The sequence below is a fragment of the Mesorhizobium sp. M8A.F.Ca.ET.181.01.1.1 genome, from assembly GCF_004792025.1.
Lineage (GTDB): Bacteria > Pseudomonadota > Alphaproteobacteria > Rhizobiales > Rhizobiaceae > Mesorhizobium.
The window spans coordinates 515,682-541,419 of sequence record NZ_SRTV01000001.1 but is presented as its reverse complement, the minus strand read 5'-3'; the positions used below and the strand labels follow the sequence as shown (position 1 = coordinate 541,419).

Genomic DNA, 25,738 nt, shown 5'->3' with positions numbered 1-25,738 from the left:
GGCTCAGCCCGCCCTCATCGCAAGGCCGCTGACGGCGTCGAAGATGCGCACCGATGGCGCCGCGGGTGCGACAACGGCGGTTTGCCCGATCGACAACCCGACATCATTGTCGAACACCGCTTTCACGGCGCCCTCGCCCCGTCCGAGATGAACGATGGTACGTGCACCGATGCGTTCGACGAAGGTGACAGGCATGGCAAGCCCGCGCCCGTCTTGGGCCAAGGCCACCTGTTCCGGCCGGAAGCCGTAAAGCACCTCGCCGCGTGCGCCGCGCACACTGGCCGCCAGCTCATCCGGCAATGGCGGCGTGATGCCCAGCGGGCCGAGATCGACGACCAGACCCGGGTCGCTCTCCGCCGGCCTGCCCTTGAGCAGGTTCATGCCCGGCGCGCCGATGAAGCGGGCGACGAAGACATTGGCCGGATTGTTATAGACCTCCAGCGGCGTGCCGACCTGCTGCAGCACGCCATGGTCCATGACCGCGATGCGGTCGGCCATGGTCATCGCTTCCAACTGGTCGTGGGTGACGTAGACCATGGTCTGCTTGAACTGGCGCTGCAGCTGTTTCAGCTCGGTGCGCATGACCGCGCGGAAGGCCGCGTCGACATTGGACAGCGGCTCATCGAGCAGAAAGATCGCCGGCTCCATGATCGCCGAGCGGCCGATCGCCACGCGCTGCAGGATGTTGACCGAAAGCCTGTCGGCCTTGCGGTCGAGCAGCGGCGTCAGTTGCAACAGCTCTGCGATGGCGCCGACGCGCCGGTCGATCTCGGCTTTCGCGGCACCGCGCATCCTCGGCCCGTAGGCAAGGTTCTGGCGCACCGTCATATGGGTGAAGATGGCATAGTTCTGGAAGACGAAGCCGACGCCGCGCCGGCCCATCGGCACCCCGGCCATGTCGCGCTCGCCGAACAGGATCTTGCCGCTGCTCGGCTCTTCCATGCCGGCGATCATGTTCATCGTCGTCGACTTGCCGCAGCCGGACGGCCCGAGCAGCGCCATGAACTCGCCGTCGGCGATTTCGAGGTCCATGGTCTTCAGCGCCGTGAAGTCGCCGAACGTCTTGGTGAGGTGCTTGAGCTGGATCGCGCTCATGCCGGCACCTGTCTCGCCCGCGCCATGCGCTTCATGGCGAACACGGCGACGATGGAGAGCACGACCAGGATGGCCAGCGCGATCGCCGCGACATAGCCCCAGATCAGGTCCTGCGTGGTGACCTTGTAGATGTAGACGGAGATCGTCTCGGTGGCGACGCCCGGGCCGCCGCCGGTCATGATGTAGAGCGTATCGAAGATCTTGAAGTTCTCGATCACCCGGATCGCCAGCGCGATGATGATGATCGTCTTCATCTTCGGCAGCACGATGGTGGTAAAGCGCTGCCAGGGATTGGCGCCGAGCAGCGTCGCTGCCTTGATCTGGTCCTCCGGCACGCCGACGAGGCCCGCGAGCAGGATCAAGAACATCAGCGGCGTCCACTGCCAGATATCGGCGATCATCACCGCGATCAGCGCCAGCGTCGGGTCCGACAGCCAGGCAATGGTGACTTGCGTGCCGGTGACTGCCGACAGGATGTCGTTCACCGGGCCGCCCGACTGGAACAGCATGAAGAACATGTAGCCGGCCACCGCCGGCACCACCATCATCGGCATCAAGAGGATCGAATAGAAGATGCGCTTGCCGGGAAAATCGTCGGCGAACAGCGTCGCAAGTGCCAGGCCGAGCAGGAACTCGGCTGGCACGCAGACGATCATGACGATGGCAGTGCGCTTCAGCGCGCTCCAGAAGCGCGCGTCGGCGGCGAGGTCGGTGTAGTTGGCGAAGCTGTCCCACATCTCCCAGGCGTTCCACCAGCCGAGGCCCGAGAGCGGCGACCAGTCGGTGACGCTGATGTAGAGCTGCATCAACAGCGGAAAGGCCGAGATAAACAGCACCAGGATCTGCGCCGGCAAGGTCAGGCGAAAGCCCAGCCGCGTGCCTTCGTCGCGCAGGACTGGCTTGCCGCGCACGGCGCCCATCTCGTCCTCCGAAATCGTTGCGGTCACGGCGCTCATTGCTTGAGCGCCCCGAAAGTCAGCCCGCGCACCAGATGGCGCTGGATGGCGATGCCCATGATGACCGGTGGCACGGCGGCGATCAGCCCGAGTGCTGCCTTGGCGCCATAGAGCTGGCCGGTCATCGAGGATGACAGCGAGGCCATGTAGACCGGGATCGTCACCCATTCGCGCGTCGTCAGAAGCAACGCGATCAGATAATCCGACCAGTTGAGGATGAAGACGAAGAGGGCAGCGCTAGCCAGCGGCGCGCGCATCATCGGCAACGTGATGCGGGTGAAGACGCGCAGCCGCGAGCAGCCTTCGACCAAGGCGGCTTCCTCGATCTCGCGCGGCATGTCGTCGAAGAAGGTCTTCATCAGCCAGAAGGCGAACGGCAGCGTGACGATGCCGTAGATCAGCGCCAGCCCCCACCAGCTGTCGGTGAAATTGAGAAACGCCCACATGATCATCACGGGGATCATGACGGCCATCGGCGGAAACAGCCTGAGCTGGATCAGCGCCAGCGGCAGGTTCTGGCCGGAGCCGAAGCGCGACAGGCCGTAGGCGGCGGCCGTGCCGGCCGACATGGCGATCGCGGTGCCGAACACCGCCGACAGCAGTGACGACAGGATCGGCTTCAGCGCGGTGCGGTCGAGCGCGACGATCAGGTTGTTGGTGGATTCGCCGAACACGAACTGGAAATTGCTGAGCGTCGGGTTCTTCGGCCACCATGTGAGATCCGCGCCCGTCGCCGACCATTCGGCGATCGGCTTGAAGGCCATCGACACCATCCACAGGATCGGCACCAGCGTCACGGCCATCGCCGCGAGGATCGCGGCGTAGCGGAATATCTCGAAGGGGACGGAACGATTCATCTGGCTGCTTTTGCTGGTGGCGTCGGTTGCGGAGGGGAAGAGCTTTCGCCCCTCCCCCTCCGGATCTGATCCAGGGAGACGGATCAGCTGATCGGATCGAGAACGGTCGGCCAGGCCTCCTTGTTGGTCCTGATGGCTTCGAGCAATTTGTCCTCGCCGATGCGCCGGGCGATCTTCTTCCACTCGGCTTCGGTGTCGGCCATCGCCTGCTCCGGTGTCTTGGCCTTGGTCAGCGAGGCCATGAGGTTTTCGTCGAGCGCGTTGTGGAAGGCGGTGGCGCCGGGATAGTTGATGGTCGGCACCGTGCGGGCGACCGTCTCGCGCACCACGTCCATGTGGTAGGCATGATAGGTCTGGCGCACCAGCGGATCGGAGAAATCCGAAAGCCGGAACGGGTCGAGATAGCCGCCGGGATTGGCGCTCATCCAGGCGTAGATGCGCGCCGAGCCCAGCCATTGCAGCAGGAGATAGGCGGCCTCCTGGTTCTTCGACTGCGACGAGACCATGCCGGTCAGCGAGAACCAGAGCACCGAGCGGCTGATCAGCTTGCCGTCGATCTCGCGGCCGGGTGGCAGCATGGTGCCGATCTTGCCGGTGACCTTGGAGTCCTTGTTGCCGGCATTGTCGAGGAATTTCGGCAGGTTGGAGAAGGCGCAGGTCATCGCCGCGCCGCCCTTGGCGAAATTGCCGTACTGCTCCGGCCAGCCCCACGAGATCGCATCCGGCGAATGGTGGGCGAGCGATTCGACATACTCGTTCGTGGCCGCGATGCCGTGTTCGGAATTGATCAGCGGCTTGCCGTCATCGCCAAACAGGAACTGGTTGGGCGAGGCCATCGACACATAGCGCTGGTACCAGTTGGTATAGCCCCAACCCTGGTTGCGCAGGTCGGTGGAGCCAAACAGGCCCTTGTCCGGACGCTGGAAGAAGGCCGCGATATCGCCGTGCTGCTTCCAGGTTTTCGGCGGCGCCAGATCGTAGCCGTATTTGTCCTTGAATGCCTTCTTCTCAGCTTCGTCGCCGAACAGGTCGGTGCGGTAGACCCAGGTCTGGAAGTCGCCGTCCAGCGACACGCCGTAGTTCGAGCCGCGATATTTGTTGAGCAGCGATACACCCTTGGCGCCGTCGACATAGCCGGTCTTGGGATCGTCCCATTCGGGCTTGTACTGGGCGACGAAGTCGTCGAGCTTGGCGATGCCGCCGGTCTCCGCCAGATCACCAAGGCGGTTCCACTCGGTCGAGTAGATGTCGTAGGCCCCACCCTTGGTGGAGATGTCCTGCATGGTCTTGGTGAATTCCTGACCGTTCGGCAGACCGACGATCTCGATCGGGATGCCGGTCTCCTTTTCCCAGAGCTCCTTGATCGACGGCGCGCCGGCCGGGAAAGGCTGAGTGAGCTGGCCGATCGAGCCGTCCGAGAGGCCAAGCACGATCTTGGCCGGCGCCTTGCCGGCCCCCTTCAACGCCTTGGCGGCCTCGACGGCGCGGCCTTCCGGCGTGTCGGGGCCGTATTGATAACGCTCGGCGCCGTCGAAGCCGGTCGGCCCGCCGATCATGCCGGGCGCCAATGCGTCGGCTGCAAAAGCGCGGCCGGGACGAATGAATTGTGGCGCGATACCTGTCGCGGCGACGAACACCGCGGCCTTTCCTCCGGACGCCAATAACCGGCGCCGCGAGATGCGGATCAGATCAGACATTGGAATTCCTCCCTCAGGGCCAACGTTTCCTCCACCAGCCCATGAGGGATATTGACGGCAGTATCGGAAGGCTGTCAACATCATAAGTGATCAAAACACCTCACAACATCGCAATGGGACGGGGAAATGCGTCATACCGGGGTTCATACGCCTCTCCAGATGCCTCGATCTGATGGGAAATGTGTTTTCCCTTTCCGGCACGATCGTCCCGGGCGACTTGATTTAGCCTGGCGGCTTGCGCATCGGCCAAGGCCGGATACATCATTTCCCATCAGAATCGCGGATAGCGAGGCGTTGGCGTCATCAGGCCGGCAGCGGGCATTGCGTGATCCTGATGCATTGAGGAGATGAAGACGGTGCGTTCCACCCTGACTGACATAGCCCGGGAAGCCGGCGTCTCCGCCGCCACCGTCGACCGCGTGCTCAACAATCGACCCGGTGTACGGCCGCGCACGCGCGAGGTCGTGCTCGAAATGGCGCAGCGCCTCGGCTACATCGCCGAGAGCCCGAACGGCGCGCCGCCCAGGCCCCTGCCCGGCGAGATCATCCGGCTCGACTTCGCCCTGCCGGCGGGCACGAATTCCTTCATCAAGATGCTGCACCGCCATATCGAGGCGCAGGCCTTGGCCCGCCCCGATCTCGACGTTCACATCGCCACCACAGAGGGCTTCAATCCCGACCGGCTCGCCCGCCTGCTGCAGGATCTGCGCGGCCAGACGCAAGGCGTCGGCGTCATCGCGCTCGACCATCCGACGGTGCGCGAAGCGATCCGCTCGCTGTCGGCCAACGACGTCAAGGTGGTGACCATCGCCTCCGACATCCTGCATGTACCCAGGGTCGCCTATATCGGCATCGACAACCGCGCCGCCGGGCGGCTGGCCGGCTATCTGCTCAACCGTTTCATGGGGTCGGGGCGCCCCGGCAAGGTGGCGCTGTTCGCCGGTTCGCTCTCTTATCGCGGCCATGAGGAACGCGAGATGGGATTCCGGCACATATTGACGGAAGAGTCACCCAACCTGCAGATCGTCGAGATGCGCGAAATGCTCGACGACCGCGAAAAGGCCTATTCGGAGGCGTCGGCGCTTCTGGAACGGCACCCCGACCTTGCCGCGATCTACAATGTCGGCGCCGGCAACACCGGCATCGCGCGGGCGCTCAAGGAGCGCGGTCGCGCGCGATCCATGGTTTTCCTCGGCCATGAGGCGACGGACGGCACCAAGGAATTGCTGCTCGACGGCACGCTCGACGCGGTCATCGACCAGAACCCGCGCGTCGAAGCCCGCGAGGCGCTCAACATCCTGACCCATTCCGTCCGGGGGCTGCCCTATGAATTGCACCAGCCGAGGCTGCAGGTGATCTTCAAGGAGAACATCCCGGAGATTTGACCGATCCAGACGAGCGGGCCTGCTTTTAGGGGTGCCGCCCGGCTTGACGCTCGGCCTACTGAACGGCGGCGACTTCCGCCGCCGCGGCGTCGACAAAGCTTTTGTCGATCCATTTGCCGTAATCGATCGAGCCTTTCAAAAGCCCGGCGCTCGCCATGAATTTTTCCTCGCCCTTCAGGGCCTCGATCGCATCGTCGGTGAGTTTCGGGTCCTGGTGGAACGCGCCGCCGGCATAGGTCTTGCGCACGGATTTTTCCGACGAGTTGGTCGCCTCGACGAAGGTCTTGATCGTCTCGTCGGGATGGGCATCCGCCCAGCGCGAAATCTCGATATCGACCTTCAGCAGGCGCTTGACCAGGTCGGGATATTTCGCCGCGAAGGCGCCGTTGACCGAGATGACATTGGGCACGTTCCATTCCGGATGGGTGCCGGTGTCGAAGAGGATGCGGGCCTCGCCGGTATCGACCAGCTTGGCCGCCGTCGAATCCGTCTCGACGATGGCGTCGATGTCGCCGCGCAGCAGTGCCGGGCCGGATGCCTCGAAAGGCAGGTTCAGACCCTCGACATCATTCGTCGTCAGGCCGACGCTGTTCAACGCCTTGCTGAAATTCGAATGCCGCACCGTTCCGGTGAGATAGGCGACCTTCTTGCCCTTGAGGTCCTGCAGCGTCTTCAGCGGAGAATCCGCCTTGACGACGATGTAGGAGCCGCCCGCCCTGACATAGCTCGACAGGCCGATCAGCTTGACGTCGGCGCCGGAGGCGGCGACACGCAGCGCCGGGTTGTTGCCGGTATAGGTGAATTCGATCGCGCCGGTGGCCAGGGCCGTCGTTGCCTCCGAGCCGCCATTGAAGGTGATCAGTTCGACCTTGATGCCGTCCTTGGCGAATTCCTTTTCCCACCAGCCGTCCTTCTGGGCGAGGATGAATTTGAGATGTCCGGGCGCGGTGCTGCCGATGCGGATGACATCGGGCTTGTCCTGCGCGAAGGCCGGCATGCCGCCAAGGCCGATGACGACGGCGATGGCGCCCTTGAGGAGCAGCCGGCGAAATCCATCGAATGCGATGCTGGTCATGGAAAAATCCTTCCTGATTGGTGTGAATGAACGGCTTAAATGAGCGAAGACTCGGACTGCCCCTTCCAGGCCGTGGCCCAGCGCTCGAACCAGACGAGCAGGTAGTTGACGGTCAGCCCGATGACAGTGAGCGTCAAAATGCCGGCATACATGTCGGCCGTTTCCATCATCAGCTGCGAGTTCTGGATGAGGAAACCGAGACCGGATTTGGCCGCCAGCATCTCGGCGCCGATCACCGCGAACAGCGAGGATTTGACCGCCAGCCGCGCGCCGGCGACGATCGAGGGAATGCTCGCCGGCAGGATGACTTTTCGAAACAGGTCGAAGTCGGACGTACCCATCGAGCGTGCCGCCTTGATAAGCAGCGGATCGACCGACTTGACCCCGCTGATAGTGTTGACGAGGAGAAAGAACACCGAGGAGTAGAAGGTGATCGCCACCTTCGATTCCTCGCCAATGCCGAGCAACAGGATGAACACCGGCAGCAGCGCGAATTGCGAGGTGTTGCGCAGCGTCTGCACCAGAAGATCGCTGACCTTCTCGAACAGCGCATAGCGGCCCATCAAGAGGCCGAGCGGTATGGCCACCACCACACCGAGCGCAAAGCCGATCGCGGCGCGCTGCAAGCTGATGCCGATATGTTCGACCAGCACGCCCGAGGCGAGCAACGCCCACCAGGCGATCAGCACCTCGCTCAATGGCGGGAAGAAGATGCGGTTCAGCCAGCCGAGCCGCGGCGCGATCTCCCAGGAGAGAAAGAACAGGCCAAGCAGCGGCAAGCCATAAAGGAAGGTGCCGGCATGCGCTCCCTTCCCGCGGACCTTGGCACCCGCGGCGACACCGCGCGTCTTGATCGCCGGGACTTTCGTCGAAACCGCGGCCTCGCCGGCAGCGCTGCGAAAGCCGATAGCGGGGCCGAGCTTTTCGGTCAGATAGGCCATGGGTCTAGCTCCTCAATGGCTGAAGGCCGGCGACAGCGTCCAGTCCTTCTGCGCCTTGTTGACCTCGTCGCGCAGCACGTCCCAGACGCGGGCGCGATACAGGTTGAATTCGGTGCTGGCGCGGATGTCGCCGTCGCGCGGCCTTGGCAGGTCGATATCGATGATCTCCTTCACCGCGCCGGGCCGCGCCGTCATCACCACCACGCGGTCGGCCAGGAAGATCGCCTCGTCGATCGAGTGGGTGACGAAAATGACGGTCGTCTTGATCTTGCCCCAGATCCGCAACAGCTCGCCTTGCAGCAGCTCGCGCGTCTGCTGGTCGAGCGCGGCGAAGGGCTCGTCCATCAACAGCACTTCCGGATTGCTGGCCAGCGCACGCGCGATCGCCACGCGCTGCTGCATGCCGCCGGAAAGCTGGTTGGGAAAACGGTCCTCGAAGCCGGCAAGGCCGAACAGCGACAACAAATGCCGGGCCGTCGCCGTCCGCTCGGCTTTGGCGACGCCGCGCACTTCCAGCGCATATTCGATGTTTGCCAGCGCCGTGCGCCAGGGGAACAGCGCATATTGCTGGAAGACATAGCCGGTCTTTGGATCAGGCTTTGTAATCCGCCTGCCGTCGAGCTGGACCTCGCCACCCGTCGCCTGCGTCAGCCCGCCGATGATGTCGAGCAGCACCGACTTGCCCGAACCACTCGGACCGACCAGCGTGATGAACTCGCCCTTGCGGATAGCAAGATCGACGCCGTCGAGGACGGTGACGCGGTCGGTCGCCTGGCCGTCGACAGTGACGAACTGCCCCGGCTTGAGCTGGAAGGTCTTGCTGATGTCGTTGACGACGATGCGGTCCATGGTCCCTCGCCTCCTATTGCGCCACGCGGATGCGGTGCGTCGGGTCGAACTCGGAGCCGCCGGCCTTGCCGCGCGCCCAGCCGAGCGCGCGGGCATAGGAGCCGAACAGAAGGCGCTCCTCGACCTCCGCCTCACTGATGCCAGTTGGCCCTTCGGCGAACTCGGCAACGTAAAGCGCGTCGGTCGGGCAATAGATTTCACAGAGGAAGCAGGTCTGGCAGTCGTCTTGGCGTGCGATGACGGGGGCACCATGCTCGGTCGCGTCGAAGACATTGGTCGGGCATACCTTGACGCAGATGTCGCATTCCACGCAGCGCGTGGCCGAGACGATCTCGATCATGATGCCAACTCCGCCGGCCGCTCGGGCGTCCCTTCGATGCGGAACGCGTCGACACCGGTGATGATAAGGCGGCGCGCCAAGGCTGGGCTCTTACCCGGCAGATCGGTGCGGCGGTGCATGCCGCGGCTCTCGGTGCGGTGCAATGCCGAGGCCACGGACCAGCGCCCGGCAGCGGCGATCGATGCCGCCTCGCGTGCGCGGACCTTGTCCGCGCCCTCGCCCCGCAGATGGTCGCGCACATCGCGCCAGACGCCCTCCAGCCGCTCGCTGCTTTTCTCCAGGCCTGCGCCGCTGCGGAAGAAGTTCTTGTCGAGTGGCGTCACTTCGTTACGCACCGCCTCGATGACCTCGCCCGCCGCGATATCGGCGCGCGGCGTTGCCGCAGGACGCAGCCCGGCCTGACCGAGCGGTTGCACGGTGCCCCGAAACGCTTTGCCGGCGCGGCGCTTGGCATGGGTCGATGCGCCCTTGCCTGCCCACCAGCCGCTGGCTAGCGCCCAGGAGGAATTCACGGCGCCACCACCCGACACCGCCCCGGTCATGATCTCGCGGCTTGCGGCGTCACCGGCGACATAGAGGCCAGGCACGCCTGTGGCGCAGTCGTCGGAGACAATGTCGATGCCGCCGGTGCCACGCACCGTGCCTTCGGCGCGCAGCGTGATGCGAAACAGGTCGATGAACGGATCGATGCCGGCCCGGTCATAGGGCACGAAGCAGTTCGGCTGACCCTGACGCAGCCAGCCCTGCAACGCCGGTTCGGCCTGGTCGAGCCGCGCATAGACTGGACCGTCGATCAGTGCGCGCGCCACCTCGTCCTCGCGGTCGCCGATGCCGTTCCGCAACGGCTCGCCCGTGGGTCCGAGGATCGGCGAGCCATCCTCGCGATGGAACGAGGCCCAGCGGAACGGCAACCCCTTGTTCAGCGAGGAACCGTACGGCGCCAGCGTGTACTTGCCGGTGAATTCCATGCCGGAAAGGCTGGCGCCCGCTTCCGCCGCCATCAGATAGCCGTCCCCGGTCAGCCCGGTGCCACCGAGGATGCGCTCGCGGAACGCACAGCCGCCGGTCGCCAGCACCACGGCCTTGGCGTCGACGCGCCAGTCATGGCCCGCCTGCCGGGCGACACCGCCTGCGCCGACGATGGCATCGCCGTCGGACAAGAGTTCGAGCGCGGGATGATGGTCGAGCACGGTTACGCCGGCCAGCAGCACGCGGCGGCGCATGAAGCGCATGTAGTCCGGCCCGCGCAGATTGGCGATGTAGAGCCGCCCGTCATCCTCGCTTGGGAAGGGATAACCCCACTCCGAAAGCCTGAGCAGATTGCGGTAGGCGGTGTCGACGCAACGCAGCATCCACCGCTGGTCGGCGAGTTCGCCGGTTCGCTGCCAGCGCCGCTCCACCACGGCATGCCTGTTATCGCCCGGCGGCACGCACCAGGTGCCGGTGTTCGACGGCGCCGTGGCGCCGCTGGTACCGAGATAGCCCTTGTCGGCCAGCGCCACCCTGGCGCCGCTTTCGGCCGCCGCCACCGCCGCCCAGGCCGCCGACGGACCGCCGCCCAGCACCAGCACATCGGCCTGGAGATGCAAGCTGTCGGAAGCTGATTTTTGCGATTTGGGCATGGATGCTCGGCGAAGGAGTGCGAGGTGGCCGGGCGCTATGCGGCGCGGGCCGCACCGGAGAACCACACCGGCTCATTGCCGGCGCTCCATTTGATGTTGCAGCCGATCGACGGCACTTGGCTTGCGGCGGGCCTGCAGCCCTCCAGCACCGTGTCGACAGCCGCGCGCAGATCGGCACCCGTCACCGGCTTGCCATTGCCCGGCCGCGCATCGTCGAACTGGCCGTGATAGGCGAGCCGGCGATCGGCGCCAAACAGGAAGAAGTCGGGCGTGCAGGCCGCGCCATAGGCTTTCGCCACCTGCTGCGAGGCGTCCTTCAAATAGGGGAAGGAATAACCGACCTTCTCAGACTCCTCGCCGATCCGCGCCAGTGTCTCCTCGGGATGCTCCAGATGGTCGTTGGCGTTGATCGCCACCACCTGCAGCCCTTTGGCCGCATAGTCTCTTGCGAATGCGGCGAGCTGTTCGCGGATCAGCACGACAAAGGGGCAACGGTTCGAAATGAAGGCAACGAGCAAGGCCGGCCTGACATCGAAATCGGCCAGCCGGTGCAGCACGCCATGCGCGTCGGGCAACAGGAAGTCGGCAGCCCTGGTGCCAAGCTCGATCGGATTGGATTCTGTCTTCGGCATCGATGCTCTCCCTTCAGCCTGGCTTTCACAAGAGCAAGCTGCAAGCGCCTAGGCGCCCGCAGTTAGTCTATGAATTTAATAGAATTATACGCCGCAGAGCACGTCCACGGTCAACCGCGCAGCTTAGAATATCGTGCCAATGTTCGGCGCCGCGCCGGCAGGTTTGTTCGAGAGAAGGCGGCCTTGGAAGAAATGAGACTTGGGAAGCAGCGGCGGCTTCCATCCGCGATGTCAGCGCCGAGCTTGATTAGGAGCTCATGTTCCTAGACCTTGCGAACGACCGCCGCGCCATCCCCACCAACACCGATGAAAATCCGATCACTGGACCCAATGCCGGAAATATCGCACACCACAAGCGGCATTCGAATGTCGTAGAGAAACTCGGCGACGATAGCGCCCACCGCCAGGATCGGGTCCGGCCGCTCCAGAAGAATACCCACTGGCGCCGTGCCCCTGCGGATCGCTTCGGCCAGCACCGAGGACGAGGATGACGATCCCCGGCCGCTCGGCATGACGAGGATCCTGCCGGCGACATTCTGGCCAAGGCCTGGATGCGAATGATCAGTTATGTCGCCGGTCTCGGCGTCGATGCCGCCCCAGAAGCTGAGCGGCTGCGAGAACACCAAGGCCTGCCCTTCGGCGGCCCCGGCCAGTTGGAAAGTGCCCAGCCGTTCTGCCGCGCCGGTTTCAATCCGGCGCGTCACGACACACCCCGCACGACGTGGCCAGCCGCGGCGGAGCGGATGCAGTCCCTCATCTCGGCGAAGGCGACGGTCACGCCGATATTGCCCGGCGCGTAATGCGCCCATTTGCCGGAATTGGTCATCACCACGCCGTCGAGACGTTCGAGGATCGAGGTGACATAGGTGCAGGTATCGGCAACCGGGATCAGGCCGAATGCCTCCATGCCGTCGAGCGCCCCCTCCTCCTGCAATCGTGTCAGCGTCGCGCGTCCGGTGTTGACGTAGATCGGGATCCCCTTGCCTGGTGCTGCCTCGCGCAGCAGCGGCAGCAGGCGCATCCATTCCTCATGCGAGAAATGCGGCGTGCCCAGCGACACGGCGCGGAGCGGCGCACCGTCAGGCACCATCGACAGCTTGGCCAATGCATGGTCGATGTCGGCACTGCTGATACGGACGATCTCCTCGGGCACCATGCCTTGAAACGCCTCCTCGGCGGTTCCGGCCTCCGGCGTGATGCCAACCGCATGGAACAGCGCCACCGCGCCTGTCGTTGCCGCCGCGGCACCAAGCGCTTTCAACTGGTCCTCGTCACGCGGCTTGGGCAGACCCGCGATCACCGGAACGCGATCGCCGCTGGCCTGCCCGATGATCAGCCCGACGCCGACGAACAGGCTGTCAGTCGGTTCCAGGTCCGCCAGGTCCAGCTCGAACAGGATGCGGCCGCGCCGGTTTTCGCTGAGATGCAGGCCCCAGGCCGGTGCGCGCCCGGTCATGGCGCAGCACAGATCGATGAAATCGCCGTAGCGGTTGGTGCGCGCGCCGATCACCGAATTGGCGAAGACAATGGCATTGGATTCCCCCCAGGCGATCTGCTGGCCGAATTTGGGCCGGAACCGCGTTTGGTAGGGTGCGCAGGTGAATGTCGCCTGACAGCCAAGTTCGAGATGCGCCTTCATCAACCGCCGCGCCGGTGCTTCCTCCGCCGCCGGGATCTTCACCATCCCGGGATGGATGAGGTCGAACGAGCCGACATTGAGCGTCGTCGGCACTTGAACACGGCCGCCGCCTTCGACCAGCCGTTCGACGAAATCGAGCCCTGCCTTGCCGTGATAGAGGCAACCGTCGATATGGGCGCCGGTGATGTCGAGCAGGCTGTTTGCTCCGATCGCCTTGGAAAAAGCGGCCAGGATTTTCATGGCTGCCGCAGCGGACGGACCGTGCTCGCCGTCGAGCATGGATTGATCGTGGGCATCCAGTTCAAGCGTCATCGATGTGCTCCTAGGCCTACCCGACCGTATGGCGGGACAGCGCCCCCCTCTGCCCTACCGGGCATCTCGCCCACGAGGGGGGAGATCGGCGGCTTCAGCCTTGGCGCTCGTTTTTTGCGACGTGAGAGATTTGCGAAACCGGCGATGACAGTCAATCTCCCCCCTCGTGGGGGAGATGTCCGGTAGGGCAGAGGGGGGCGCCAAGGAACACCAACCATCCCAATCGTCGACTGCATCCTAACCGCCAATCAACACCGTGCTCTCCGGCGACCATCGCAGCACCACATCCTGCCCCTCCGCCAGCCTGTCGGCACCGGTATTTTGCACGATGACCTTCAGCGTCTGTCCGGCGCGCTCGACGAAATAGGTGCTGTTATTGCCGGCGAAGATGGACTTCGACACCTGCCCCTCGAGCATGTTGACATTGGCGGCATCCACGGGCCCGGCATCGGCGGCAATGCGGATGCGCTCGGGCCGCACGGCCCAGCCTGCCCCTGGCCAGCGCGACATGGCCGAGCAGGATGGCGAACAGGCCGCGCCCGACGCCGAAGAAGAAGATCAGCATCGCCGTGCCGGTGATCAGCCAAGGAATGGCGATCGGCGGAAACAGCAGCGCCTGCAGGAATTTCTTGCCACGAAACTCATGACGAAAGAGCGCCAGCGACGCCGCCGAGCCGAGCACGGTTGAAATGATCGTGGTGATGACCGCGATCTCGATGCTGTTCCAGGTCGCCGCGATCAGCTGGTCGTTCTGCCACAGCGAGGCGTACCACTCGGTCGTCCATTCGAACGGCAGCTGATAGAAGGGCGAGACGTTGAACGACATCAGCGCCATGATGATAGGCAAATAAAGGAAGGCGAGCAGCAGCCCGACATAGAGGCGACCCAGCCATTCGAGGATGCGCGTCGTCGCCATCACGCCACCCTCCGCAGCAGCGGCGAAGCCACCGCCAGGATGACCAGCACGACGGCGAGCAGGAAGAAGGACAGTGCTTCCCCGAGCGGCCAGTGAACACGGCGACGAACTGGTCCTCGATGACCGTGCCAAGCCAATTCTGTCAACCACCAGCGCAGGGACGCTTCATCGCAATTCGCCCGGAGCCGCCCTTCGAGGAACCGCTTTGACGAAAAAAGGCCCGCTCCGGGAAGCCGGAGCGGGCCTTGGGGAGGATGAAGGGGTGGACCCTCTCCTCTTGTTTTACGGGAGGTGTGGACCGCGATCACCATACCTGAACCCCGCGAAATGCCTGATGCATCACAATCCGGTGCTCGGCAACGTAAGCGCGGTCACGCGATCGCGATTGCTCCCGTGATCGAACTGCTAAATGCGGCCCAGGACGACAAGAATGATGATGATGATCAGCACAAGTCCGAGACCACCGCCACCATAATAACCGGTTCCGTAGAACGGACCACCACCGATACCGCTGAAGCCGCCAAGCAGCGCGAGGATTAGAATGATGATAAGTATTGTTCCGAGACCCATGACTTTCCCAGCTCCTAAATGCGCGCTTTCGCGCCGTTTCAACATCGCGCTATTTCAGATGTTGTAAGGTATGAACGTTTTAGGGGAGCTGGCGTTCCCCCGGGCCATCCCGGCTACGGAGCATCCAGCCCGCAAAGCAGAAAGCCCGCCTGGACGGCGGCTTTCCGACCGGTCGGAGGCCAGGAGAGTGCGGTCAAAGCCTCAGGGCTGGTTCCGCAGCCTCCTTCAACCTCAGCGGCGTGCGATCAGCAGGCAGAGCTGGCGCAGGTCGCGGTCATAAGTCCCCTCGCTGCCGAGAACGTCGACGCAGCGCTTCTTCATGCGCCTCAGCTGGGAGCTCGACACCTGGGCCACGGCACGCGGAACGTTGAGCTGGCTAGGGTTGGGCGATATGCCCACGTTCGACGGGTTGCTGGGATTGGTTACGTTGCCGATGCCCACGCCGACGCCGACACCACTAGTACCGCCAACATTGGCGCCAAGCCCCGCGTTGATACCGCCTGTTCCACCAGCATTGGCACCGAGCCCGGCGTTGATGCCGCCCGAATCTCCGATATTGGCGCCGGCCACGGCATTCGCGCCGTTGCTGCCGCCGACCGAAGCGCCGAGCTACAGCGCCCTCGCCTAGGGAGCAGCTCCGACCACTGGACGCTGAGGAGCCTGTTGGCCAACCCTCACAGCCTGGCCTTCAGAATAACCGGTAGAACAGCCGATAGTGTACATGTTCCATGTAAGCGCGATACTCCGGCCCGGCGGCCAGCAAGGCCTCCTCGCGCAGGATTCGATACAGCTGCATGTAGGTGATGACCGCATAGACAGCGAGATTGTGGAAGGAAAAGGCCGACAGGAGGTAGAGCACATGGCCGGCGAGGTAGCCGGCATAGATCGGATGCCGCACCAGCCGATAGGCACCGCCCGTCATCACACCGCGATTGGCCGGCAGGATCGCAAAAGAGCGCCCCAGCGAGATCTTGCCCCAGATAACGAACAACAATGCGATGATCTGTAACGGCGCGGCGACGTAGAGAGGAATCAGCGCAATGCCTGGCTTGAGACTGATCAACGCAACGCCAAAACTGGCTGTCACCGAAACGATGACGGTAAGCAGATTCCAGTCACGCGTGACCGGACGCCGCGACAGAAGCAGCCAGGTGAAGGTGAGTATCTCGGAAATCGCCACCAGCGCGGTGTTGAGCCGGGTCGGATCCTCGAGAAGCTGATAGACGCCGCGATAGACGAACAGCCCCGCGCACAGCAGCGCACAGGCGCGAAAGAAGCCTTCGCGCAAGTCGAGCATGATCTCGTGCTTGCGCGCCGCCGACAAAAGCCTTTTGTCTGGCGCACGCGAAAGCGCTTCACTTTTTGACATGAGCAAGGCAAGCATCCCGATGATCCCTCGGGGGCGACTTTTGCACGTAACCATTGCCGTGCCGTTAACCGAGAAGATCAGATCGGCATCAAACCGGGTCGAAGGTGAAGGCCGTAGCCGCGGTTTTGTCGGGCTGCGACCTAGCGACATCCTCGCCTCCAGCATCGGACGATACGACCTTTTCGCAGTCTCAGCGTCGGCACCTATCTGAGGTACCCATTGCTGAAATATCCCACGAAATCCGGACGTTGCGCGACAACCTTGCCATCGGCATCATGCAGGATACCCGCGGCGAGGAGGTGGGAGCCGATCGCTTCCATCTTGGCGGGATCCATGATGCCGATGGTGCCGTCTTGCCCGCGCAGATAGTGCCCGTCGATCAGTGCCTTCAGCGAAGTCTGGATCAACGCCGGATTGGTGAGGGCATCCTTGTTGGCGGCGATCAGCAGCGTCGCGGCTTCCTCTGGATGATCCACCGCGAACTGATAGCCGCGCCGCGTTGCCTGGATGAAGGACGACGCCAGTTGGGGATTTGACTGGAGAAACGCTTCGCTCGAAGAGATGAGCGTCGTGTGCTCGTCGGGAACGCCATAGTCGGCATAGACGAAGCTGCGTTGCTTGACGCCCTTGAGCTCGGCTTCGACGCCCTCCCAGGTCGACACTTCGAGGGTGAAGTCGACCGAACCGTTGGCGAGCGCCTCATAGGCGGAAGTGCCGAGCGTCACCGTCTCGAAATCGCCCTTGCCGCCATCATGCCGGATGATGGTCGAGATCAGTGCGTTTTCCCAGGCGCTGCCGAAACCGCCATAGGTCAGGCCATCCAGATCCTTCGGGCTCTTGATCTCGCTGCGCGCCGCATTGAACACCAGCCGACCAGTTTCGGACTGCACGACGGCATAGACGGCCTTCAAGTCGGCGCCGGCGGTCTTCTGGGTGAACAGGCTGATGGTGCCGTTGATGCCGAAATCGGCGACGCGGTTGGCGACAAGCGTGCCGGCGCCGGTGTCGCTGTAAGGCACGATATCGACCTCCAGACCGGCCTCGCGATAAAAACCCTTTTCGCGCGCGACGAACAGCCCGATGTGGTTGGTGTTGACCGTCCAGTCCAGCGCGACAGTGACTTTTTGCGTTGCCGCGAAGGAGCGGCTCGATCCGGTGGCCAGCGGTACGCTAGCGGCAAGGGTGAGCAGCAGAGCCTGCCTGCGCGTCAAATCAGTCATGGTCATGTCCTTTGGTTGGCTGGAGGTTGAGCAGAATGTCGAGGATCTCGGCCTCGAGTGCCCCGGCCTGCCGTGTGGCGGCGCTGGTCGGATCGCGCGGGCGCGGCAGTGGCACCTGGATCTCGCGCACGACACGGGCAGGCCGGGCCGACAGCACATAGATGCGGTCTGACAGGAACACGGCTTCGCGCACGTCATGGGTGATCAGCAACGCCGTCCATCGATGGTGCCGCCACATCTGTTCGAGCCAGCGCTGCATGGCCGCGCGCGTCAGTGCATCGAGCGCGCCGAACGGCTCGTCGAGCAGCAACATGTCGCGTTCCTGCACGACAGTACGCAGCAGCGCCGCGCGCTGCCGCATGCCGCCTGAAAGCTGCGCCGGAAAATGCCGCTCGAAGCCGGCAAGCCCAAACTCGGCAAACAGCGGCGCGACACGCGTCCGCGCCGCCTTGCGGCCGAGGCCCTGCACCTCGAGCCCGAGCGTCGTGTTATCGAGGATGCGCCGCCACGGCATCAGCGCGTCCCGCTGCGGCATGAAGGCGAAATGCCTGCCATGATCGTCGAGCGGCGCGCCGTCGAAAAACATCTCACCCTCGCCATGCTCGGCGCCGGTCAGAAGCTGGAACAGCGTCGACTTGCCGGCACCCGAAGGCCCAAGGATCGAGACGAATTCGCCGGCATCCACGCGCAGCGAAATGTCGGCGAGCACTTCGAGCCCGCCAAAGGCCTTGCGCATATGCCGCAATTCGAGCCGGCTCATGCTTGCGGGCCTTTTCGGGCGGCTTGCCTGCCAGCGGCTCTTTCCCAAGGCATGGCAAGTCGTTGCAGCACCACCGTCAGCCCGAACAGGACGAGGGTAAGGGCGGCGCTGACGCCGACGGCGGCGAGCACCAGGTCGGGACGGAAATTGTTTTTGGCGTTGAGCATGTAGATGCCCAGCCCTTTGGCCGCGCCCGCATATTCGGCGAAGATGGCGCCGACGACGGCATAGGTGATGGAGATCCTGAGGCCAGCGAAGAAATAAGGCAGCGCCGAAGGCAACCGTGCCAGGATGAAGACCCGCCAGCGCCCTGCTCCCATGGCGCGCAGCATCTGCCCGATCTCGACCTCGGTAGCCTCGTAGCCCTGCACCAGGGCCACCAGCATCGGGAAGAAGGTGACCAGTGCCACCAGCATGATCTTGGGCGTCAGCCCGAAACCGAACCACAGCACCACCAATGGCGCGATGGCGACCAGCGGCAAGGTCTGGCTGACTATGAAGACAGGAAACAGCGCGCGCCGCAAAGGCTGGAAGAAGTCGACCAGCATCGACAGCGCGAAGGCGGCGCTGAGCGAGCAGGCAAAACCGATCAGCGTGGCGCGGATGGTGGGAATGGCGTTGTCGAGCAGCGCGTCACGATTGAGCATCGCCTGTTCGAAGACGCGCGAGGGTGCCGGCAGAACCGTCGGCTTGATGCCGGAATGGTTTGCGTAGAGTTCCCACGCCACGAGCACCAGGCCGATCGATATCACGGCCGGTGCCGCCTGGGCGAGGAAGCCCGCGAGTTGACGCGGGTTGAACGACGATGAAGCCACGAGAGGATGACCTTGACGGCGCGCGTCGGCGCGAACGGTTCAAACGGCAGTGGGACTGTTGGCCGAAACCGTGACGTCGAGGGTTACGTGGCCGGCGCCTGGTCCGAAGCGGCAGAAGGCTTCGTCGAGCGCCGAGAAGATCGCGCCGGCATCGCCGCGCAGCTTGGTGCAGAAATTCTTGGAGCGATCATAGACGCCAGACTGCTTCAGGAAATCGATGCAGCCATAGATCTCGTCCATATGGTCGTCCGTGCCCATCACATAGAGCGAGAACTGCGCCGCCGCTGGCTGCCCAGTGGCGGGCGCGCCGCGGACGGCGGAAATGGCGGCTTGCTTGCGCGGGCCGAGTGGCCCGGCAGGTCCGCCAAACGTGTCGGAGCGGCAGATCGGATCGTCCGGCTCACCTGGGCAACCACGCGAAATGGTCGCCGACAGCACGCAATGCTTACCGCTGCCAGACGCAGCCACGAAAAGGTCGCGCAGCGCCGGGAATAGCACCTCGGGGGGCCCGACCAGCAAGGTCGAGATGTCGTCGGTCTCGATCCTGAGCTTGTCGCGATACGAATCGAGCGCGCCAAGCGCGCCCAGGATGACGCCGACAAAATCGTCGGCCATGGGATATAGGGAAACCTGTGCGCCTGAAAACATCGCCCGCCTCGCTCCGCTGGTATTACCCAGATCAGCTTCTAGGGTCTGTGGGCTTGCCGCCCCCGTCTCAGCCCCGACCGTACGGAGCACCCCTGTGGATGGCGGCGTTAAAGCACCATTCGATCGGTTGGGGAAGCTGTTTTTTCAGCAAGCTGCGCCAAAGCATTGCGCCAGCGCAGGCACAACCGGGTGCCGGCGCCCGGGAATTTGGCTCGATCCGGGTGCAACCAACAGCCCGACCATCACGCCGGGCGACATGAATTCCAACGCGGACCAGAATTGCCCGACCAGCGCGCAGACGGATGCCAATGGCAGGGCGACCGCGCCGACCGTGGCCGACAAGAACTGCGGTAAGTAGTTTTCGCAGCAGGGAAAGCGCGGACGCAAGTTCCGCGCTTTCCATGCTCGTTGGTCTCACTATACGCCACGACCGGCTGGCGGTACCTCTGGCACCGATTCGCTGGCCACTTTGCCAAACACTCTTATTTCGGGGCACGGTTTTCCGGCTTTTGGCCGTGCGAATGCGGTGTGCATTTTCATCAGCCGTTTGAGCAGGCGGCCATAGGTGAGGTATCGAACTCGGCCATTGGCAAGATCGAACTCCACCCTCCCCCATCGCCTGACCGGACCTTTTCCAGTTGGCGGACCCAGTCGCGCGATCTGAAAGGCCAACCGAACTTCGCGGCCGGCAACGTCCAGATAGATACCGGGATTGCCGCCCAGGACGTGCCACAATCGGGCAACGTGCTCGATCGACATGTCGGATGAAATCGCCATGTGGTTCCGCTCAAGTCGCGCCCAGACGAAATCACCGGTTGGCTGCCGCGTCCCGGACACCAAATCCTTGCAATAGGCTGGCGCCACCTCGCGCACCAACGCGCGCATCGCGGTCGCCACGCTGTCGGCCACATCCCGCCGCGTTGCCCAGTGCTTCGCAGAACGGCACCTGTCCGAGGATGTCGCCGTCATCGAAATTGGCGGACATCTTGTGCAATGTCACGCCGCCATGGACGGCATGCTGGCCGTCCGCGACCAGGCGATGGAGAGGGTGCGGCCCCCGGTAGTTGGGCAGCAGCGCCGGATGAAAATTAAGCCCGCCCTTGGGAAAGAGGCCGAGCAGTTGTTGTGGGATCAAGGTCGGGAAAGCGTAGCAGATCAGTACATCCGCGGCGATGTCAGGCAATTGCCGGCCAAGCTCATCCCAGTCGTAAGGCCGGCCGAATTCGATCAACTTTACCGGCGTGTTGCCGAGATAGCGCCTGAGCAGAAGCTGGCGCCTCAGCCGGCGTCGAAAATTGCCAATGCTGAAGCCTCTGGATGGGCGCTGAAAGCCAGGCACGATGATCGCGCCAATACGGTTTCCCGCCTCGATCCAGCCGGAAAGCAGAGGCCCGGTGTAAGCAGAAACATCCAGGATGAAAACTGCATTGAGCTGCCGGGCGCCGGCCACAGGCTCGAAAGAAATCATCTTTTCAAATCCGGCGGGGCAAGACATCGCCCGGCAATCCGAGCACCGTCACGGACCCGTCCGGTCAGGACCAAAAGGCCGGCCGAGCCGTCAGCCTGGTTTGGGAGAAAGCGGTCCTGCCGCGGCGACACTTGAGAGCCTTTCCCGCTTCACCAACACAGGTTTTTCGTAGAGTTTCCTCATGCTCCCCCTGAAATCAATCAACCCGCGCAGTTGGTCAGCAGTGCCGCGGACTGTCAACCGCCGGGCGGGGCTGACAGCCGCTATTGATATGGCCTCGCGGCAATCGGCGGGCGCTTAAACCCACTGCCGCAAAGACTGATCCGCGAGCCTTATGAAACGGCCTTTTCACGAACCGGCAGTTTCCAACCTGGCCTGACGAAATGGCAGGTGTAGCCGTTCGGATACTTCTCCAGATAATCCTGGTGCTCGGGCTCGGCCTCCCAGAACACTCCGGCTGGAGCGAGCTCGGTGACAACCTTGCCGGGCCACAGGCCAGAGGCATCGACATCGGCGATGGTGTCCTCCGCCACACGCTTCTGCTCCTCACTAGTGTAGTAGATTGCCGAGCGATAGCTCATGCCGACATCGTTGCCCTGGCGGTTGCGCGTCGTCGGATCGTGGATCTGGAAGAAGAATTCCAGAAGCTGGCGGAAGCTGATTTTCGCCGGATCGAAGCTGATCTCGATGGCTTCGGCATGCGTGCCATGATTGCGATAGGTGGCATTCGGCACGTCGCCGCCGCTGTAGCCGACACGCGTGGCGAGGACGCCCGGCATGCGCCGGATCAGATCCTGCATGCCCCAGAAACAGCCGCCGGCAAGCACTGCACGTTCGCTCGAAGTCGCCATGTAACGTCTCCTCAAAAGGCAATTCCGGGAAACCTGTAGCGGCGTTCCCCGGGGAATTGCGCGACAACAAATTTGGATAGTCCCATAAATGGGCATTGTCGCCTGCTTCGTCCAGTCGGACGAGCGGCCATTCGGCTATACCGGTGAAATTCGCCCCCTAAGGAACTGGGGGCACCTCAGTTGCGCGGATGCCGTGTCCGGCTACTGGCGGCGACCGGCAGATATCGGATACCAGGTGGAATGGCCGCAAAACTGATCGCCACAGGCGGTGCCTCGCGCGACCAGTTGAAAAGAACGGTCTTGACCGGAATGTTGTCCAACCATGCCCGCAGCCGCGACGGCACTTGACGACCCGGCCAAACCATCAGCATGCCATGGTCGCGCAACCGCTGCCTCGTGATCCAGGGTGCGAACCGCATATCGAGATCGGTGAAGATCGACGGCTTGTCATAGGCGTTGAGGCCCGCCAGCATGGCAAGATTGGTGTCGCCACCGACGATGTCGAGCCGGCCCGGCACCGCCGCGTGCCAGATTGCCTCGGCCTCGTCCGAGATCGGCCGCGCCGGCCAGCAGACGGCGTCCATCCGCCCGCGCACATTGCAATCCGTCCAGCGGATGGCCGCATAGGCCCCCGACATGGCCACGATGCAGATGAAGGCGCAGATCGCCAACCTTCGCATCTCGGGGGCACCGAGCCGGTGACCGAGAAAGGCGAGCGCGACGACGCCGACGAGATTGTACATCGGCGCGCCCCAGGCCTCGCCGGTGCCGGTGAACAAAGAGGCGACCATGATCAGCGTCGCCGGCCCAAGTCCCATCCAGGTGAGATAGACCAGCTTACCGCGCTCGACGGGGTCCTGCGGAGCCGACGTGCGCCGCAGCAGCCCTGATATCGCCAGCACCAGGAGGAAGCCGGAAAACCCGGCTAGCTGGACACCGATATAGTAGAGGCGCGCACGGTGCTCGGTTACCCAGGCATCGCGGCCGGCGAAATAGGTCAACGGCAGGAAATCGATGCGGTAGAGTGCGATGGCCAACGGCGCGGCGACCGCGAGACAAACGGCCAGGCCAAGCCACGGCCAGGGCGTCGCCAGCCGACTGCGCGCGCGCGCGTCGGACAGCAGCCAGAGAGCGCCGAAGGCAAGCAGCAGGCCGGTGGAAAACTTGGCATAAAGCCCGACGCCCGACACCAGTCCGAGCGCCAGCCACCAGCCTGGCCCGCCACCGCGGCCGGCGCGCCACAGCAGCCAGCAGACCGCGGCCCAGAACGGCATCTGCGCATAGTCGTGATTGAATTGCGGCGTCGGCCAGCCGAAGAAATAGACCGATGGCATCAAAAGCACGGCGGCCAGCGCGCGGCGTTGTCCGAGCATGTCGCGGGCCAGCAGATAGACCAGGACGAACGTGGCCGAGATCGTCAGTTGGGCCAGCAGATATTGCGGCCAGCGGAACGATCCGGTCAGGAGATGGCTGGCCTCGAGCAGCCAGCCGGGGAGCTGCGGGTGCTTGTAGGTCAAAAGCACCCATTCGCGGCCCCACATGAAGCCTTCCACGACATCGCCGGGCGGTGCGGGATCGATGAGTGTTGGCACCACGGTCCAGCACAGCGTCTGCACCAGACACAAAAGTGCCAGCAAACCCCAGGGGTGCCGAAGCAGGGCGGACCAGAACGACGACGAGTCCAGCGCCACGGCAGGCAGCCCTGCCGGCACCCAACGATCGATGGAGTCGTCAATTCCCGCCATGCGCGGCTTAAACCACATTGCCCGGTTTGCCGAACAGCCCCAACGTCAAAGCTTACAAAAAAGTATACTTGCAGGTCATTGCAAGACCAAGATTGAGCGGGAACTTCGGCGTCCCGTTGCCCTTACCGGGCTGAACAGCCCGCACACCTGACCCCACTAGAAAATCCCGGATATTCGATGCGTCACCCGCATGCCGTCATCCACCACCGCGCGCTCGACTTCTGGCTGGCGCGCGCGGCGGTCCTCGTCATCATCTGCCTGCAGCTTCTGGTCATCAACGATCTTTCATTCGGTCCCCGCTGGCTGGCGCCGGCGCTGGAGGCCGCCCTGCTCGCGCCGCTGTCCGTGGCCACCGCCTGGACGCAGGCCGCCACCCAGAAAGCGGTCGAGGAGGAGCACTGGTATCTGGTCGGACGGTTTCGCGTCATGATCCGCCGGACGGCCCTGGTGATGACCGGCGTCGTCAGCGTCATGAATTGCGGTTCGCTGGTGCTCCTGGTGCGTGCCTTGCTGGCTGGCCATGCCGGCTCCAGCGGCCAGACGCTGCTGGTCGACGCGCTCAACATCTGGGTCACCAACGTGATCGTCTTTGCCTTGTGGTTCTGGAGCACCGATCGGGGCGGGCCGCCGACCTGCGGCCTGGTCAAACGCGCCCATGCCGATTTCCTGTTTCCGCAAATGACCCTGAATGACCGCGAGATCCGCGACTGGCTGCCCGGCTTCGTCGACTATTTCTTCCTCGCCTTCACCAATGCGACGGCGTTTTCACCAACCGACACATTGCCGCTTTCCCGGCGCGCCAAGCTTTTGATGATGGCGGAGGCGATGATCTCGCTGCTGACGATCGCGCTGGTCGCGGCCCGCGCCGTCAACATCCTGGCCTAAGGCAGGTCTACCGAAGTAACCCGGCTTTGGAGCACGCCATGCATGAAAAATCCGAAGATGCGCGTTAGGCCCAGAAACACCAATAGCCCGCCCCGGCGAACCGGAGCGGGCTATTGGTTGTGTGCGATGGCTGTCGCTAGTCCAATGGCATTGCAACACATGCGGGCAATCCGCCATCGTCAATCGGCGCCGAGATCCCGTTCAAAGACCACCTGGTCGCACAACGGAATGCCGTTCACGAGCAGGCCTTCGGGATAACCGGTCGATGGCCCGAACGCATCCCGAACGATGCTGTACATCCGAAAGCCCTGCCGCTGGTAAAATCGCAGGTTGCCGATATCGGCGCTCGCCGTCGAAACGATCAGGCGTCGGCCGCCGCACTCGCGGCAGCGGATGATTGCCGCCGCGACAAGGGCACGCCCCAACCCCTCGCTCTGTCTTGCCGGACGCACGGCAAGGCTCTTGAGTTCGAAGACACCGCCGTCGCCTGTCTCGATGATCTGCGCATGGCCGACGATCCTCCCGCCATCCCGCGCGACGAACACCTCGCCCTGACCGATATAGCTGGAGATCTGCATGGATGAATCGTCGGCAAGGGCAAACAGCGGCCGCAACGCGTCGCGGTCCCCGTCATATCGTTCAATGTGCATCCGCAAACCCAAGCTGAATCAACGCCGCCGCGAACGCGGCAGCCTTGCGTCGGGATATAGCAGTGGCCGGTCGGGAGCCACAAATGCAAAAAGCCCGCCTCGGCGCGAACCGAAGCGGGCTTTGGCTCGATAGAACCGACAGGTGCAGATTTTCGACGCCGAGCAAAGTCTCGGGCTATTCCTCCGCCGCGCGCCTGAACCTCCGCAGGGTCACCTCGAACAGAATATCCGAGAGGCGGCGACGATCGCCGCGCGTTCCCCGGGCGAATAGTGCGCGGCATCGTCGATGGTCATGAAGGTGACGTGACGGGACATGAGGGCCGTCCTTGGAAAGCTTGGTTTCCTCGCCCCGCGCGAAGCGGGGGGAGAGGTGGCTCGGCGAAGCCGAGACGGAGAGGGGCATGGCGCCGACCTGGTTAAGCGGGCGCCCTACGAAGCCCC

Annotated in this window: 28 protein-coding genes, 2 pseudogenes and 1 riboswitch; of the genes and pseudogenes, 3 read left to right on the top strand and 27 right to left on the bottom strand. The window is 63.7% G+C overall.

Annotated elements, in window-relative coordinates:
- Positions 1-3: 3 nt before the first annotated feature.
- From EN824_RS02735 to EN824_RS02720, 4 genes are all read right to left on the bottom strand, one after another.
- Entirely contained in the window at positions 4-1,095 is a 1,092-nt protein-coding gene (locus tag EN824_RS02735; RefSeq protein ID WP_127279314.1) for an ABC transporter ATP-binding protein, read from the bottom strand.
- Positions 1,092-2,051 (bottom strand): sugar ABC transporter permease, encoded by a 960-nt coding sequence (locus EN824_RS02730; protein ID WP_135931864.1) that lies wholly within the window; start codon positions 2,049-2,051, stop codon positions 1,092-1,094. Before EN824_RS02730 ends, EN824_RS02735 begins: the two co-directional genes overlap by 4 nt.
- A complete protein-coding gene (locus EN824_RS02725) occupies positions 2,048-2,908 on the bottom strand; it encodes a carbohydrate ABC transporter permease (protein ID WP_135931863.1) in 861 nt (286 codons plus the stop codon). The genes EN824_RS02730 and EN824_RS02725 overlap by 4 nt, the downstream gene beginning before the upstream one ends.
- A gap of 83 nt (positions 2,909-2,991) precedes the next feature.
- Positions 2,992-4,605 (bottom strand): extracellular solute-binding protein, encoded by a 1,614-nt coding sequence (locus EN824_RS02720; protein WP_135931862.1) that lies wholly within the window; start codon positions 4,603-4,605, stop codon positions 2,992-2,994.
- A gap of 356 nt (positions 4,606-4,961) precedes the next feature.
- Here EN824_RS02720 and EN824_RS02715 point away from each other — a divergent pair, with 356 nt between their 5' ends.
- Positions 4,962-5,990, top strand: a complete 1,029-nt coding sequence (locus EN824_RS02715) for a LacI family DNA-binding transcriptional regulator (protein ID WP_135931861.1) — start codon at positions 4,962-4,964, stop codon at positions 5,988-5,990.
- A 55-nt stretch (positions 5,991-6,045) separates the two neighbouring features.
- Here the strand turns inward: EN824_RS02715 and EN824_RS02710 are convergent, their stop codons facing one another.
- The 18 genes and pseudogenes from EN824_RS02710 to EN824_RS02620 form a co-directional block, all read right to left on the bottom strand.
- Positions 6,046-7,065, bottom strand: coding sequence for an aliphatic sulfonate ABC transporter substrate-binding protein (locus EN824_RS02710; protein WP_135931860.1), 1,020 nt, complete (start codon positions 7,063-7,065; stop codon positions 6,046-6,048).
- Between the two features lie 35 nt (positions 7,066-7,100).
- The gene (locus EN824_RS02705) at positions 7,101-8,006 is read right to left on the bottom strand and encodes an ABC transporter permease (protein WP_135931859.1); all 906 of its coding nucleotides are present in this window, start codon (positions 8,004-8,006) and stop codon (positions 7,101-7,103) included.
- Between the two features lie 12 nt (positions 8,007-8,018).
- The gene (locus EN824_RS02700) at positions 8,019-8,855 is read right to left on the bottom strand and encodes an ABC transporter ATP-binding protein (protein WP_135931858.1); all 837 of its coding nucleotides are present in this window, start codon (positions 8,853-8,855) and stop codon (positions 8,019-8,021) included.
- A 13-nt stretch (positions 8,856-8,868) separates the two neighbouring features.
- Positions 8,869-9,195 (bottom strand): ferredoxin family protein, encoded by a 327-nt coding sequence (locus EN824_RS02695; RefSeq protein ID WP_135931857.1) that lies wholly within the window; start codon positions 9,193-9,195, stop codon positions 8,869-8,871.
- Positions 9,192-10,817 carry an FAD-binding protein gene (locus tag EN824_RS02690; RefSeq protein WP_135931856.1) on the bottom strand — a complete coding sequence of 542 codons (1,626 nt, stop codon included), beginning with the start codon at positions 10,815-10,817 and terminating at the stop codon, positions 9,192-9,194. Before EN824_RS02690 ends, EN824_RS02695 begins: the two co-directional genes overlap by 4 nt.
- Positions 10,818-10,852: 35 nt before the next feature.
- The gene (locus tag EN824_RS02685) at positions 10,853-11,449 is read right to left on the bottom strand and encodes a thioredoxin family protein (RefSeq protein ID WP_135931855.1); all 597 of its coding nucleotides are present in this window, start codon (positions 11,447-11,449) and stop codon (positions 10,853-10,855) included.
- A 263-nt stretch (positions 11,450-11,712) separates the two neighbouring features.
- Positions 11,713-12,153, bottom strand: a complete 441-nt coding sequence (locus tag EN824_RS02680) for a DUF126 domain-containing protein (RefSeq protein WP_189522119.1) — start codon at positions 12,151-12,153, stop codon at positions 11,713-11,715.
- Complete coding sequence (locus EN824_RS02675) at positions 12,150-13,400, bottom strand: aconitase X (RefSeq protein WP_135931854.1); 1,251 nt, start codon at positions 13,398-13,400, stop codon at positions 12,150-12,152. The genes EN824_RS02680 and EN824_RS02675 overlap by 4 nt, the downstream gene beginning before the upstream one ends.
- Positions 13,401-13,637: 237 nt before the next feature.
- A pseudogene (locus tag EN824_RS02665) lies at positions 13,638-13,883 on the bottom strand (TOBE domain-containing protein); the annotation flags it as partial.
- Positions 13,774-14,316 carry a hypothetical protein gene (locus EN824_RS02660; RefSeq protein WP_245464536.1) on the bottom strand — a complete coding sequence of 181 codons (543 nt, stop codon included), beginning with the start codon at positions 14,314-14,316 and terminating at the stop codon, positions 13,774-13,776. The gene EN824_RS02660 and the pseudogene EN824_RS02665, both read right to left, overlap by 110 nt.
- Positions 14,316-14,452, bottom strand: a pseudogene (locus tag EN824_RS35820) (ABC transporter permease); the annotation flags it as partial. The gene EN824_RS02660 and the pseudogene EN824_RS35820, both read right to left, overlap by 1 nt.
- Positions 14,453-14,721: 269 nt before the next feature.
- Positions 14,722-14,886 (bottom strand): DUF3309 family protein, encoded by a 165-nt coding sequence (locus tag EN824_RS02650; protein WP_127280942.1) that lies wholly within the window; start codon positions 14,884-14,886, stop codon positions 14,722-14,724.
- Between the two features lie 231 nt (positions 14,887-15,117).
- A complete protein-coding gene (locus tag EN824_RS02645) occupies positions 15,118-15,456 on the bottom strand; it encodes a hypothetical protein (protein ID WP_245464537.1) in 339 nt (112 codons plus the stop codon).
- A gap of 118 nt (positions 15,457-15,574) precedes the next feature.
- Complete coding sequence (locus tag EN824_RS02640) at positions 15,575-16,420, bottom strand: isoprenylcysteine carboxylmethyltransferase family protein (protein WP_245520937.1); 846 nt, start codon at positions 16,418-16,420, stop codon at positions 15,575-15,577.
- A 38-nt stretch (positions 16,421-16,458) separates the two neighbouring features.
- Positions 16,459-17,475, bottom strand: coding sequence for an ABC transporter substrate-binding protein (locus EN824_RS02635; RefSeq protein ID WP_135931853.1), 1,017 nt, complete (start codon positions 17,473-17,475; stop codon positions 16,459-16,461).
- The gene (locus tag EN824_RS02630) at positions 17,468-18,235 is read right to left on the bottom strand and encodes an ABC transporter ATP-binding protein (RefSeq protein ID WP_127279091.1); all 768 of its coding nucleotides are present in this window, start codon (positions 18,233-18,235) and stop codon (positions 17,468-17,470) included. The genes EN824_RS02635 and EN824_RS02630 overlap by 8 nt, the downstream gene beginning before the upstream one ends.
- Complete coding sequence (locus tag EN824_RS02625) at positions 18,232-19,050, bottom strand: ABC transporter permease (protein ID WP_167531515.1); 819 nt, start codon at positions 19,048-19,050, stop codon at positions 18,232-18,234. Before EN824_RS02625 ends, EN824_RS02630 begins: the two co-directional genes overlap by 4 nt.
- Positions 19,051-19,089: 39 nt before the next feature.
- The gene (locus EN824_RS02620; protein WP_127279090.1) at positions 19,090-19,698 is read right to left on the bottom strand and encodes a YkoF family thiamine/hydroxymethylpyrimidine-binding protein; all 609 of its coding nucleotides are present in this window, start codon (positions 19,696-19,698) and stop codon (positions 19,090-19,092) included.
- Positions 19,689-19,802: riboswitch (TPP riboswitch) on the bottom strand. Its footprint overlaps the gene before it by 10 nt.
- Here EN824_RS02620 and EN824_RS02615 point away from each other — a divergent pair.
- On the top strand, positions 19,793-20,056 hold the full coding sequence (locus EN824_RS02615) for a hypothetical protein (protein ID WP_127279089.1): 264 nt from the start codon (positions 19,793-19,795) through the stop codon (positions 20,054-20,056). (Overlaps the previous riboswitch by 10 nt.)
- Before the next feature lie 59 nt (positions 20,057-20,115).
- Here the strand turns inward: EN824_RS02615 and EN824_RS02610 are convergent, their stop codons facing one another.
- The 4 genes from EN824_RS02610 to EN824_RS02590 form a co-directional block, all read right to left on the bottom strand.
- Positions 20,116-20,475, bottom strand: coding sequence for a hypothetical protein (locus tag EN824_RS02610; RefSeq protein ID WP_135931852.1), 360 nt, complete (start codon positions 20,473-20,475; stop codon positions 20,116-20,118).
- A gap of 31 nt (positions 20,476-20,506) precedes the next feature.
- Entirely contained in the window at positions 20,507-21,166 is a 660-nt protein-coding gene (locus EN824_RS02605; RefSeq protein WP_189522118.1) for a formyltransferase family protein, read from the bottom strand.
- Positions 21,167-21,498: 332 nt separating this feature from the next.
- Positions 21,499-22,017, bottom strand: coding sequence for a peptide-methionine (S)-S-oxide reductase MsrA (gene msrA, locus EN824_RS02595; protein ID WP_127279086.1), 519 nt, complete (start codon positions 22,015-22,017; stop codon positions 21,499-21,501).
- 176 nt (positions 22,018-22,193) lie between these two features.
- Positions 22,194-23,762 (bottom strand): glycosyltransferase family 39 protein, encoded by a 1,569-nt coding sequence (locus tag EN824_RS02590; RefSeq protein ID WP_245464413.1) that lies wholly within the window; start codon positions 23,760-23,762, stop codon positions 22,194-22,196.
- Between the two features lie 177 nt (positions 23,763-23,939).
- Between EN824_RS02590 and EN824_RS02585 the strand changes: the two genes are divergently transcribed.
- The gene (locus EN824_RS02585) at positions 23,940-24,647 is read left to right on the top strand and encodes a hypothetical protein (protein ID WP_127873230.1); all 708 of its coding nucleotides are present in this window, start codon (positions 23,940-23,942) and stop codon (positions 24,645-24,647) included.
- Positions 24,648-24,826: 179 nt separating this feature from the next.
- Here the strand turns inward: EN824_RS02585 and EN824_RS02580 are convergent, their stop codons facing one another.
- Positions 24,827-25,297 carry a GNAT family N-acetyltransferase gene (locus EN824_RS02580; RefSeq protein WP_135931850.1) on the bottom strand — a complete coding sequence of 157 codons (471 nt, stop codon included), beginning with the start codon at positions 25,295-25,297 and terminating at the stop codon, positions 24,827-24,829.
- Between the last annotated feature and the right edge of the window lie 441 nt (positions 25,298-25,738).

Coding starts and splice junctions, on each gene's coding strand:
- EN824_RS02735 (WP_127279314.1), bottom strand. CDS start 1,095: ATGAGCGCGATCCAGCTCAAGCACCTCACCAAGACGTTCGGCGACTTC.
- EN824_RS02730 (WP_135931864.1), bottom strand. CDS start 2,051: ATGAGCGCCGTGACCGCAACGATTTCGGAGGACGAGATGGGCGCCGTG.
- EN824_RS02725 (WP_135931863.1), bottom strand. CDS start 2,908: ATGAATCGTTCCGTCCCCTTCGAGATATTCCGCTACGCCGCGATCCTC.
- EN824_RS02720 (WP_135931862.1), bottom strand. CDS start 4,605: ATGTCTGATCTGATCCGCATCTCGCGGCGCCGGTTATTGGCGTCCGGA.
- EN824_RS02710 (WP_135931860.1), bottom strand. CDS start 7,065: ATGACCAGCATCGCATTCGATGGATTTCGCCGGCTGCTCCTCAAGGGC.
- EN824_RS02705 (WP_135931859.1), bottom strand. CDS start 8,006: ATGGCCTATCTGACCGAAAAGCTCGGCCCCGCTATCGGCTTTCGCAGC.
- EN824_RS02700 (WP_135931858.1), bottom strand. CDS start 8,855: ATGGACCGCATCGTCGTCAACGACATCAGCAAGACCTTCCAGCTCAAG.
- EN824_RS02695 (WP_135931857.1), bottom strand. CDS start 9,195: ATGATCGAGATCGTCTCGGCCACGCGCTGCGTGGAATGCGACATCTGC.
- EN824_RS02690 (WP_135931856.1), bottom strand. CDS start 10,817: ATGCCCAAATCGCAAAAATCAGCTTCCGACAGCTTGCATCTCCAGGCC.
- EN824_RS02685 (WP_135931855.1), bottom strand. CDS start 11,449: ATGCCGAAGACAGAATCCAATCCGATCGAGCTTGGCACCAGGGCTGCC.
- EN824_RS02675 (WP_135931854.1), bottom strand. CDS start 13,400: ATGACGCTTGAACTGGATGCCCACGATCAATCCATGCTCGACGGCGAG.
- EN824_RS02660 (WP_245464536.1), bottom strand. CDS start 14,316: ATGGCGACGACGCGCATCCTCGAATGGCTGGGTCGCCTCTATGTCGGG.
- EN824_RS02650 (WP_127280942.1), bottom strand. CDS start 14,886: ATGGGTCTCGGAACAATACTTATCATCATTCTAATCCTCGCGCTGCTT.
- EN824_RS02640 (WP_245520937.1), bottom strand. CDS start 16,420: ATGCTGGAGGCGAGGATGTCGCTAGGTCGCAGCCCGACAAAACCGCGG.
- EN824_RS02635 (WP_135931853.1), bottom strand. CDS start 17,475: ATGACTGATTTGACGCGCAGGCAGGCTCTGCTGCTCACCCTTGCCGCT.
- EN824_RS02630 (WP_127279091.1), bottom strand. CDS start 18,235: ATGAGCCGGCTCGAATTGCGGCATATGCGCAAGGCCTTTGGCGGGCTC.
- EN824_RS02620 (WP_127279090.1), bottom strand. CDS start 19,698: ATGTTTTCAGGCGCACAGGTTTCCCTATATCCCATGGCCGACGATTTT.
- EN824_RS02610 (WP_135931852.1), bottom strand. CDS start 20,475: ATGGCGATTTCATCCGACATGTCGATCGAGCACGTTGCCCGATTGTGG.
- EN824_RS02605 (WP_189522118.1), bottom strand. CDS start 21,166: ATGATTTCTTTCGAGCCTGTGGCCGGCGCCCGGCAGCTCAATGCAGTT.
- msrA (WP_127279086.1), bottom strand. CDS start 22,017: ATGGCGACTTCGAGCGAACGTGCAGTGCTTGCCGGCGGCTGTTTCTGG.
- EN824_RS02590 (WP_245464413.1), bottom strand. CDS start 23,762: ATGGCGGGAATTGACGACTCCATCGATCGTTGGGTGCCGGCAGGGCTG.
- EN824_RS02585 (WP_127873230.1), top strand. CDS start 23,940: ATGCGTCACCCGCATGCCGTCATCCACCACCGCGCGCTCGACTTCTGG.
- EN824_RS02580 (WP_135931850.1), bottom strand. CDS start 25,297: ATGCACATTGAACGATATGACGGGGACCGCGACGCGTTGCGGCCGCTG.